Genomic DNA, 10148 nt, shown 5'->3' on the forward strand with positions numbered 1-10148 from the left:
GCCCGGCCCGGTCTTCACCTGCAGGCGCGCGCCTGATCGCGGAGGACGGCATAGTCACTCATCATCCGAACAAAAACCGCGTTTTCCGGTAGCGCGTCGACCTCGGCCGCAGCGTGGGCTTGCTCGGCGGCACTGTATTCCACCACCGGCGGGCAGGGGGCGCTGTCAGAACCTGCCGTCGCGCAGGCGCTCAGCCAGAGCATCGCGATCAGGGGGGCGGCGGCTGGCGGCATCGAGCATCTGACGGTGGATGGCATGGTTTCTCTCTCTGGCTTTAAGGCGTTCGGCAGCGCGCCCGGCTTGCTCCCCGGCGCGGCGCAGGTTCAGTAGAAACAGCAGGATCGTCGCCGCTCCGAGGATCAGACCCAGCGCCTTGCGCGCCGGGCCGCGGGTGAGGAGCCAGCTGATCATCTCTGGCCCCGTTTCCAGTCATCGAGCCGGGCGTGGATCGTCACCGCGATTCCGGCCAAAGCGAGGGCGACGAAGATCCAGCGCAGGCCGTCGAGATAGGGCAGCAGCGGCAGGATCGCGTCCGGCGCCTCGGCCAGCGCCTGCTGCACCTCCTCGACGCCGGCCGCGCCGATGGTGCCGATCCCGGCCGCACCGCTGCCTTTCAGGGTGCGGCTCTCGGCCAGATGCTCGCGGGCCGGGGCCTGGTCGGGCGCGAAAGACGAGGCCCGCGCCGGGAAGGGATCGCCCCAGGACCGCGCCGGACCGGTGTCGATATGGATGAAGTTTGAGCGCGGATAGGTGCCGATGCCCTTGAACCCGGCCTTGCGGGCGGCGGCGATGAAACTGGCCGGATCGTGGTTCGCCATCGAGATGTCGAAGGCGGTCCCCTCGAGATGCTTCGAGGCCTTCGCGCCGCCGACCTTTGTGTTGTGCTCGGGGCTGCGATAGGCCGAATTCACGATCAGCGGCTTGCCGAGCGTCACGCGCAGTTCCTGCAGCCGGTTCAGCGCATCCTCGTTGACCAGCAGCTTGCCGGTGCCACGACAGGCGATCTCGGCGGGCGAGAAGTTCGGCCAGTGCCATGTGCGTTCAGGCACGTTCTTCCAGTTCTGGTAGAAGGTCATGCGGTCTCTCCAAATGAAAAACCCCGCGCGCTGGCGGGGTGGGTGGACGGTCGGATTGGGCGTCGGTCAGTCGCGGGCGGGCCCGCTGCGTTCCAGCAGACGTTTGATGTCGGCGCGCATCTCGCGCAGCATCTCGTTCTGTTCCTTGCGGGTCTCGGAAATCGCCTGGCGATCGGCGTCGAGCTGCTTTTCCAGCCGCGCCACCTCGCGCAGGGCGGTCTTGCTGCTGCCCTCAAGCCGCACGAGCCAGATGCCCAGCCCGGTTGCCGCCATGATCGCGCCCCACCATTCGCGGATCGTATCCATGAGGTTCTCTCCCATGGGGTCAGCCCGGCGCGCCGCAGGTCAGGTAATGGATGGCAATGCGCACCGCGCCGCCGGCAAAGCTGCCGCCATTGGCGGTCAGCCGCACCGGCGTGTCGGCATAGAAGGCGGTGGGGCCGATGACGCCGATATTGCTGCTGCCCACGGCCACGCCGAGCGAGCCGCCGAACTTCGAGGGCTCGCCGTTGATGCCGCAATCGAAGGAGCTGGCCCCCAACACCGCGGTCACGGTCCGCGCGGAGACGCCCAGCACGATGGCGCGGTTGGGGATCACGATGGTCGAGTCCCGGCTGGCCCCGGAAAGGCCGGAGAGGGTTTCTTCCCGCACCGCCATGCCGGTGGTCGCGCCATTTGCATCCCGCGCCACGGCGACCGAGGCTGCCTGCGCGATGAAGCCCATGGCATCCACAACCGGGATCCACGCCGATCCGGTCCAGACGATGGCCTGCGCCTCGTCCTCGATCCAGGCCATCCAGCCGGCGCTCGGCAGGATCCGCATCCAGGCGCCGTCGATCCAGTAGGCGATGCTGCGGTCCCAGCCAGCCCACGCGCCCGTCGCGCCACTGGCTGCGATATAGCGGTCGCCTTCGGCCGGACTTGCCGGCGGCGCGGTCAGATCGCGGTCGAGAACGGATAGCTGCACGATGCCGTCGAGCAGTCGTAGCGCCTCGTTCATGGTCACGTGCTTCTGAGCCTGCGCGGCCATGATGAAGGGCAGCGCGAGATGCGCTGTGGTGTCAGGCATGGGTTGTCTCCTGTTTAGAACCAGAGGGTGGTGACAGGGGCCGCCCCGGCACCGAACGCCTGCCCGATCTGGGCAATGCGGATATCGAGGGACGCACCGGGAGCGAGCGGCGCGCCCCAATCCGCGGTTTGCTGCGCCGCGGTGTAGACCACGCTGGCGGTCACAGTCGTCAAGAATCTCTTGACGGTTGCCCCGTCGAGGATCTCGACCTGCCACGCCTCGCTGGCCTCGGTCATCGGCACCTCGGCGGCGTTCCAGCTATCGGCGGCGAGCGAGCGGTCACGCCTCACCCAGCTTATGGTCAGATCGCCCGGAACCCGCGCGCGCCGCCAGGGCTGCTCGACATGCACGGGCGCGAAGGGCCGCAGCCCGATGCCGCGCGGTGTGAAGGCCAGTGCGGCGAAGCTGTCATCGCTGACCGGACGGCTGGCCGGGCCGATGCGCCAGTTCCACGGCAGGCCCAGATCGGCCTCGGCGACAGGAAGTTCTGCCAGCGCCGTATCCAGCACCACCACCCGCGCACCCGCGGACACCATGGCGGCCATGCCGACATCCGTGCCGCGCTGTCCGCGCAGCAGGCGCGAGAGGCGATAGCGGCCGGGCGCGATCAGTTTGGCCTGCGAGAATTGCAGGATCTCCCAGTCGCCGGTCGGCTGCTCGACGGCGATCGTGTTCTCGCCGCCGAACAGGCGCAGGTCCGTCACGCTTTCCAGCGTCCCGCTCAGCAGATCGACATAGACCGAATTGCCGTAATCGAAGCGCGCGGTCGGGCCGGCATAGAGATCGGCCACCAACTCGCCCATCCGCGCCCGACCGCTGAACGTGGTCAGCAGATCGAAGCCCGAATCCTCGGGGCTGCGGAACACCGCCATCTGGCCGGGCCAGGGGCGGGCATGGGCGGCGATCAGCGGCTGGTGCGGGCTGTGATCCTCGCGCAGTTGCGGCAGGTCCATGAACAGGGCCAGCGGCGGGCCGAAGACCACGGGCCGGGCCAGCGAGGCCGCGCGGGGCGATCCGGGCGGCAGGTCATAGGCCATGCGATCCTGCCGGATCGCCTCGACGCCGCGGGCATCGCCATCGGCGACCGAGAGGATGCGCATTTCCGCCAGCCGCCCGTCATGGTCGAGCAGCAGAACATCGCCGGGATCGAGCGCCAGCCGCGAGGGCGGCAGGCTGAAGGCTCCGGTCTCGCGTCCGATCCATGCCTCCATCAGCGCCCGGCGGCAGCGCCGGTCGGCTTCCTCGGGCGGCACCGCCATCGGAAAGCTGTCCGAGGATACCCTGCTGGCGCTCACGGCAATGCGGCGGGACTCGACGGTGATGCCGTCATAATCCTCGTCCGCGCGCGCCACCTGCCATTTCAGGGCCTGCGGCAGTTCAGTCTCCTGGCCGCGCGCCAGTTCCATCACGTCGCTCCGGCCCGCCGCCATGCCGTCCAGAGCGACGGTCGCGACCGGCGCGCGCCCGCGCATGACGAAGCGAATGCGCCCCTCGCTCTCGACGGCATCGAAGCCGAAATGCCGCGCCAGCATGGTGATCGAGGTCCGCGGCGATTCCAGGGCCGAGATCACATAGCCGTCCGCCGCGCCGGTGAGCCCCGAGACATCGATCCACGCCGAGGGCATGCCGGCGCGCAGGCAGAGATCACGCACCAGCGCCGCCAGCGACACCGCGCCCAGCCGCCCGGTCAGCCAGTGGCCCAGCCGCCAGTTGTCGCCATCCGCCCATATGTCCCCGAGTTGCGGGAAGAACGGATAAGGCCGGGCATCCCAGGTCCATGCCGCGCATTCCGCCACCTCGACCATGTGGCCGGCATATCCGGTCGAGACCGGGTTGTTTGCGGCGTCACCCCAGAACAGGTAGGTCGCTTCCAGATAGGCTCGCTGGACGGCATCGTCGCGCCAGCCGCGCGAGAACCAGGGCACGAAGGATTCCGAGGATTTCGGGTCATGAAACACGTTCGGCTGGTTGGGGCCGCGATCCACGGCCGGGCAACCGAGTTCGGTAAACCGGATCGGCTTCGACTGCGGCAGCCATGCGGTCGGGGACGCTGCGGGGATCCCGCCTGGGCGGTTGCGATGCGGGTTCGACCACCAGCCGCGGATGTCCTTGTAGCGGAAGATCCACGGCTCGGGTGCCACCGCGGGCAAGGTCGCGAAACTCGGGACCGCGCCCGACCATATGCTGAGATTGCTGACCAGCGCTCCCGGCCAGGGGAGTGCTGTCGTGACGGTGCTGGACCCCGACACCGGGCCGTTGGCAAGGCCATATCCTGCGCCGTTGTTGGCGGCCCATGTGCCGGATACGGACCCGCCGAAGCTTGCCGTGGCCGCGACATTCCCGTCGACAGCAAAGCCGATCTCGCCGCTTGCCATGTCGAACCATGCGACCAGATCGGCGGTCCTGCCAGCGAGCGAGGCGGCAGGGGTCGAGGCCGTCCTGGTCTGTCCGATGGCCGAGAAAATCTCGTGCAGGATCAGCTGACCGCCAGCCAGGCCGAAGAACATGCCGCTGCTCAGGTTGCCGATCTCGAAAACAATGCCGTCCGCGATCAGGGCCGGGAACTGAACCCGGCAGGATAGGGTGATGCTGGCACTCCGATATGGCACCGTGGTGGTGAAACTGGTGCCGGGACTTTGGCTGATGCCGGGTGCTGCAACAGGCATCGCGGTGATGACCTTGCCGCCGGCGCCCGGTGTGATGCTGTCCTCGATTGGCGTGCGGTTCTGCGCGATCCGGTCGCCCTCGCTGGCATAGTACCAGTCGAAGCCCTCGCCGCCGGCAATGTTCGATTGCAGATAGGCACGGTCGTAGATCGACGGCCATGCCAGCGCATCGAGATGCTCCCAGCCATCGCGCCAGTCGGAAAGCGGCATGTAATTGTCGATACCGATGAAATCGACATTGTCATCCGCCCAGAGCGGGTCGAGGTGGAAGAACACGTCGCCCGAGCCATCGCCCGGGTGGTGCCCGAAATACTCCGACCAATCGGCGGCATAGCTGATCTTAGTGCCCGGCCCGAGGATCGAGCGGACGGCAGCGGCCAGCGATTGCAACGCGGCAACCGCCGGATAGGTCGATGCCCCGGATCGGATCGAGGTCAGCCCGCGCATTTCCGAGCCGATCAGGAAGGCATCGACGCCGCCCGCGACCGCGCAGAGATGGGCGTAATGCAGGATCATGCGCCGGAAGCCCCAATCCGCCCCGCCGGTCCAGGTCACGCTGTCGCCGCTGACTGCGAAATCCGAGGGCTGGGCATTGCCGAAGAAGGCATCGACCTGCACCGCGGCGGCGGCGGTCTTGTCCACGGTCCCGGCGAAACCGGCCGCAGGTGAGCAGGTGATCCTGCCGCGCCACGGCAGCACCGACTGGCCGATGGCCGCGGCATAGTCGGACCAGGGATCCGGCAGGGTGTTGCCGGCCGGGACATCCATCATCAGAAACGGATAAAAGGTCACCTTGAGCCCGCGCGCCCTCATCTCGCGGATGGCCTGCAGCACCGAGAAATCCGCTGGCGTGCCACCATAGATCGGCCGCCCCTGATCGTCCTGACTGACCACCAGCGCATCGCCGCGGCTCACGCCGTTGACGCTCCAGGCAGGCGTGGTGTTCTTCTGCGCCATTTCGACCTTCGGGCGGATCGTGCAGCTTCCGGCGCGCAGATCGTCGCCGAACCAGGACACCACCAGTGAGGCGCTTTCGACTTTTGGCACCATGGCTTCCAGCCGGTCCAGCGAAACCACCATGTCAGCGGTTCCGGCCATGGCGTTGACATTCTCGGCCGCGCTGTCGCCGTCCCCGGCCTTGCGCACGATCTGGGTTGCGTAGGACCATTCTCCCGACGCCGGGATAACGGTGACCGCGGGCACCAGCCCCTCGGCGGTGTCGGCATCGTCCAGAGGCCGGAAGACCTCGAAGGACAGTTGCGGCAGGCGGTTGCCGAAGCGCGCAAGCGGCAGTTCCTCGAACACCACATAGGCGGTGCCGCGATAGGCAGGCGTGTTCCCCACCCCCATCTTCGCCGCGATGAAGGGGTCGGGGGCCTGTGCCTCGCTGCCCGGATACCAGCGCCACGTCGCCTCACTGAGGTCCACGATCTCGCCATCAGCCCAGATGCGGCCAATGCCGGTGATCGTGCCTTCGCAGAGCGCGACCGCGAAACTGGCATAGTAGAGGTACTCGGTCGTGGTGACCTTCTGCCCGCCGCCTTTGCCGCCCCCCTGGCGGTGAACATTGGTTTCCTCGCGGAAGTCGGTCGCCCAGATGATATTGCCGCCGATGCGCATGCGGCCATAGAGGCGCGGGATCACCACGCCCTCGGTCGCCGAGGTTATGCGCAGGCTGTCCATGCGCTGGCCCTCGATGCGCTGGCCGGGCAACAGCGACGAGACGATCCAGCTGTCGACCATCGAGCCGATGCCGGAGCCGATCATGCCGCCGATGGCAGCGCCGGAGAGGCCGAGGATCGTGCCGCCGAAGCCGCCGCCGATGGCGGTGCCGACCGCGCCGAGAAGGATGGTTGCCATGAGTCAGGTCTTCTTCTTGTGCAGGCCGGGCGCCGGGCGCGGGAACAGGAAGGCGAAGGCAATGCGCCGCCGCCATGCGATGGTGAGCGGTTCTTCGATCACCCCGAGCCGCTCATAGGAATGGACGAATGTGCCCTCGCCGGTCAGGATCCCGACATGCTTGACGATGGCGCCCGCGCGCATGCGGAACAGCACCACCGCGCCCGGCCCGGCCTCGGCCGGGTCGATGCGGATCATCACCCGGCCGGCATTCTCGGCCAGCACCTCGCGGCTGCCGATCTCGCCCCAGTCGCGGCTGTAGGGCGGCACCGGCAGCGTCTCGCTTCCGACCACTTCGCGCCAGATGCCGCGCGCCAGCCCGAGGCAGTCGCAGCCGACGCCCTTGACGCTGGCCTGATCGTGATAGGGCGTGCCGAGCCAGCCGCGCGCGGCGGCGATCACGGATCGGGGATCGGCGGGCCGGGCATCAGATGCTGCATGCGGTGAAGCAACTGCCGCGCCTCTCACAGCACCGCCCCCTCGTGCCCGCCATCCGCCGTGGCGTAGCGGACAACCGCGTCCTGGCCGGGGATATGCGGGAAGCCGCGGAAGTTGGCGATGTTGCTGAACTTGGCCGCGCAGGTCGCGCTGCGCTTGTCGCAGCCGGCGCGGATGGTGAACGCATTGCCGCCCGCGACCGCGCGCACAGGCGCTTCCAGCAGCGTGATGGTGACCACGCCGGAGGCGATCTCGTGCAGCATCACTTCGGCCAGCCGACCGCTGTTCGGGCCGCTCGTCCATTCCAGATGACCGAAGCTGAACCAGCCGCTGGCGAAGCCACCGAGGCCGGAGGCGGTGAAGGCGCCGTCGCGGATCGGATCGACCACCGCGCCGGTGCCGCGATAAGCGGCGGCGGCAATGTTCACCCCGCAGCGGCTGTCGCCCAGTGCCGCATCGCAGGTGCCCTGATAGACCCGGCCGACCGTCTGACCCAGCACATGCGCCATGCTGCGCACCTCGGCGACGAAGGACATGCGCCCGCGGCGCAACTCGCCGATGGCACCGCGCCGGATCAGAACCCGCTGGCCGGGGGCGGCCCAGTTCACCCGCCAGACCTCGACCAGTGCGTTGTCCCAGCGCCCGTCCAGAATGTCGGTCTCGGTGATCCGGTCGGAGGTCAGCGCTCCTTCGGCATCCTGCGAATCCACGGCCAGATCCGAACCGGACCGGATTTCCGATGCCGACAGGCCGCTTTCCGGCTCATAGTCTGTACCGCCGAAGGCAAGCGGGCAATCATGATCGGTAAAACCGAAGCTCTGGCCATCGGCGCGGGTGATCTTCCAGCACCAGGCCAGCGTGGTGGTGCCATCGTCCAGATGCGCCTGCAGGGCAGGGGAGAGGGATTTCATCGGCGGATTTCCACGAGCGGGATGGAGGTGATCGAGCCGAGCCGCTCGATATCGAGGGTTACGTCGAGCGCGTCACTGTCGAATCGCACCGGCACATCGAATTCGAAGCCGGCGCGCACGGCCACGCCGGCGGCGGGCGCTGTGGCGAAGGTGATGACGCCGGTCGCCGGATCGACGGACCAACCCGAAAGCTGCTCGACGCTTCCCAGCGCCAGACTGACGCTGTCCGCGACCGGCCTGGTGATCGAGCGAGTCCAGGACTGCGCCCCGGAGGCATATCGCTTCACCAGCTGGAACGCAGTCGCGATTCCGTTGCCGGTCCCGATCAACTGATCCTGGTGCGCCGGCACCGCGGACGGGGTGCAGGACTTGTAATCCGACCAGTCCTTGAAGCGGAACCCGTGCAGCCGGCCGTTGCGCGCCTCGAAGAAGGCCACCACCGCCGCCAGATCATCGGCACGGCGGATGCCATAGGAGATGTCATAGCGGCGGCGCGAGTTGGCCCAGCTGGCGTTCCTTTCCTCGTCGCCCGAGGCCAGTTCCACGATCTGGGTGCGCCGTTCCGGGCCGCCGCGCGCGCCGCGGCTGATATTGTCCGGGAACCGGACATCGTGAAAAGTCATTACATCCCTCTCCTTCCCATGGCGACGGCCCGCGCGATATCTGCCGAAATCTGTGCTCGCGACTGCCGGAAGCTCTCGGCATCGCGGGCGTTGATGTTGATGGTGACGCCGCCCCCGTAACCCGCCGCTTCGCGGCGCGAGAGCACCCGCTCGCCCTTCTGCAGGATCGCCGGCACCTCGTCCGAGCGCAGCCCGGCCCAGCCGCCGGAATGCATCCGGGGCGCATTGGCGAAGGCCATGGCCGAGACCATGCGGGACGGCGCTGCACCGCCGACCATGCCGCCGGCATGGAGGATCGGCACATTCAGCCCCGGCATGACGCCCGACAGAATCCCGGCCAGTGGCCCGAGCAGGAACCGGCGCGCGCCCAGCTTCGCCATGTCGGCCAGCATCGAGGTCACGAGGTCGTGGAAGTTCAGCTTGCCGGTCTTCACGAACTCGCCGACCGCATTCTCGGCGCTCTGGAACGCTCCGACCAGCGCGTTGCCGATATCACCGCTGATGTCGCGGGCCTTCTGGGCATAGTCGGAGAGCGGGGCGATAACCGCATCCCAGCCCTGTTTCGCCTGTTCCGCGCCGTTTGTAGTGTCTTCGCCGGCTTTCTTGCCAGCCGCACCGGCCCGGCCCGCAGCGCCACCGGCGCGATCCATGGCACCGGCAACCCGCTCGGCCGCGCCAGCGGCATCGTCCAGAGCGTTCGCGCCATCCTCGCCCGAGGCGGTGACTGCATCCTTCAGCGCCTGCCAGCTTTCCAGCAGCGCAACCGCCGCCGCGCCCAGTGCCTGCGCGGCATCGAGATGTGCAGACGCTGCTGTGGCGGCCTGATCGGCAAGATCGCCGAACAGGTCCGGCGGTTCGATATATGTCCTGTCCCAGGCTGCGCTGAACGCCTCGGCGGCGGCGGAACCTGCATCAGATGCCGATCCCTCGAACGGGTTGTCGATGCGCCCGATGCTGAACGGGTCCAGAAGGCCGATCTGCGCCCCGCCTTCGCCGACAGCCCATTCGGGCAGCATGGCGAGGGCGGCGTTGATGCCGGAGATGAAACTGTTGATCCGGGTGACGACGCCGTTCAGCATCGCCTCGACCCCGGCGATCAACCCGTTCGCCGCCTTGAACGCCAGATCGCCAATGGCATCCGGCAGCAATGCCCAGATCGCCTTGATCGCCTCAAACCCGCCGTGCCAGACCGCAACATATCGGTCCACGGCGGTGACGCCCCCGGTCACGATCAGGTCGAGCACCGTGAACACATAGGCGCGATAGCCATCCCAGGCCGCATTGAGCAGCGCGAACGATGCCTGGAAGGCCAGGACGATGCGCTGGCCGACCTCCTTTGCGACATCGCCGAGCAGCTTGAACGCCGTGCCGATGCCACCGACTGATTTGACCAGCGAGGAAAACTGGTAGATCAGCTCGCCCGCCGCGACGATCAGCGCGCCGATGCCGGTGCGGATCAGCGCCCC

General features: G+C 67.9%; 9 protein-coding genes. All 9 read right to left on the reverse strand.

Annotated features, from left to right (window positions below):
* Positions 1-165: 165 nt before the first annotated feature.
* On the reverse strand, positions 166-411 hold the full coding sequence (locus WMK75_RS17060; protein WP_347268792.1) for a hypothetical protein: 246 nt from the start codon (positions 409-411) through the stop codon (positions 166-168).
* Complete coding sequence (locus WMK75_RS17065) at positions 408-1076, reverse strand: D-Ala-D-Ala carboxypeptidase family metallohydrolase (RefSeq protein ID WP_347268793.1); 669 nt, start codon at positions 1074-1076, stop codon at positions 408-410. The genes WMK75_RS17060 and WMK75_RS17065 overlap by 4 nt, the downstream gene beginning before the upstream one ends.
* A 66-nt stretch (positions 1077-1142) precedes the next feature.
* Complete coding sequence (locus WMK75_RS17070) at positions 1143-1382, reverse strand: hypothetical protein (RefSeq protein WP_074971075.1); 240 nt, start codon at positions 1380-1382, stop codon at positions 1143-1145.
* A gap of 19 nt (positions 1383-1401) precedes the next feature.
* Positions 1402-2145, reverse strand: a complete 744-nt coding sequence (locus WMK75_RS17075) for a DUF2793 domain-containing protein (protein WP_347268794.1) — start codon at positions 2143-2145, stop codon at positions 1402-1404.
* A gap of 14 nt (positions 2146-2159) precedes the next feature.
* A complete protein-coding gene (locus WMK75_RS17080) occupies positions 2160-6671 on the reverse strand; it encodes a glycoside hydrolase TIM-barrel-like domain-containing protein (protein WP_347268795.1) in 4512 nt (1503 codons plus the stop codon).
* Between the two features lie 3 nt (positions 6672-6674).
* A complete protein-coding gene (locus WMK75_RS17085) occupies positions 6675-7112 on the reverse strand; it encodes an NlpC/P60 family protein (protein ID WP_100526003.1) in 438 nt (145 codons plus the stop codon).
* A 62-nt stretch (positions 7113-7174) separates the two neighbouring features.
* Positions 7175-8059, reverse strand: coding sequence for a DUF2163 domain-containing protein (locus WMK75_RS17090; RefSeq protein WP_036700353.1), 885 nt, complete (start codon positions 8057-8059; stop codon positions 7175-7177).
* Positions 8056-8682: a DUF2460 domain-containing protein gene (locus tag WMK75_RS17095; protein ID WP_347268796.1), complete on the reverse strand. Its 627-nt coding sequence runs from the start codon at positions 8680-8682 to the stop codon at positions 8056-8058. Before WMK75_RS17095 ends, WMK75_RS17090 begins: the two co-directional genes overlap by 4 nt.
* On the reverse strand, positions 8682-10148 hold a 1467-nt coding region (locus WMK75_RS17100; protein ID WP_347268797.1), incomplete at its 5' end, for a phage tail tape measure C-terminal domain-containing protein. The genes WMK75_RS17100 and WMK75_RS17095, both read right to left, overlap by 1 nt.

The sequence above is a fragment of the Paracoccus sp. (in: a-proteobacteria) genome (assembly GCF_039808215.1).
Lineage (GTDB): Bacteria > Pseudomonadota > Alphaproteobacteria > Rhodobacterales > Rhodobacteraceae > Paracoccus.

Bases quoted from the DNA above. Each gene is read 5' to 3' on its own strand.
- WMK75_RS17060 (WP_347268792.1), bottom strand. From the start codon at position 411: ATGATCAGCTGGCTCCTCACCCGCGGCCCGGCGCGCAAGGCGCTGGGT.
- WMK75_RS17065 (WP_347268793.1), bottom strand. From the start codon at position 1,076: ATGACCTTCTACCAGAACTGGAAGAACGTGCCTGAACGCACATGGCAC.
- WMK75_RS17070 (WP_074971075.1), bottom strand. From the start codon at position 1,382: ATGGATACGATCCGCGAATGGTGGGGCGCGATCATGGCGGCAACCGGG.
- WMK75_RS17075 (WP_347268794.1), bottom strand. From the start codon at position 2,145: ATGCCTGACACCACAGCGCATCTCGCGCTGCCCTTCATCATGGCCGCG.
- WMK75_RS17080 (WP_347268795.1), bottom strand. From the start codon at position 6,671: ATGGCAACCATCCTTCTCGGCGCGGTCGGCACCGCCATCGGCGGCGGC.
- WMK75_RS17090 (WP_036700353.1), bottom strand. From the start codon at position 8,059: ATGAAATCCCTCTCCCCTGCCCTGCAGGCGCATCTGGACGATGGCACC.
- WMK75_RS17095 (WP_347268796.1), bottom strand. From the start codon at position 8,682: ATGACTTTTCACGATGTCCGGTTCCCGGACAATATCAGCCGCGGCGCG.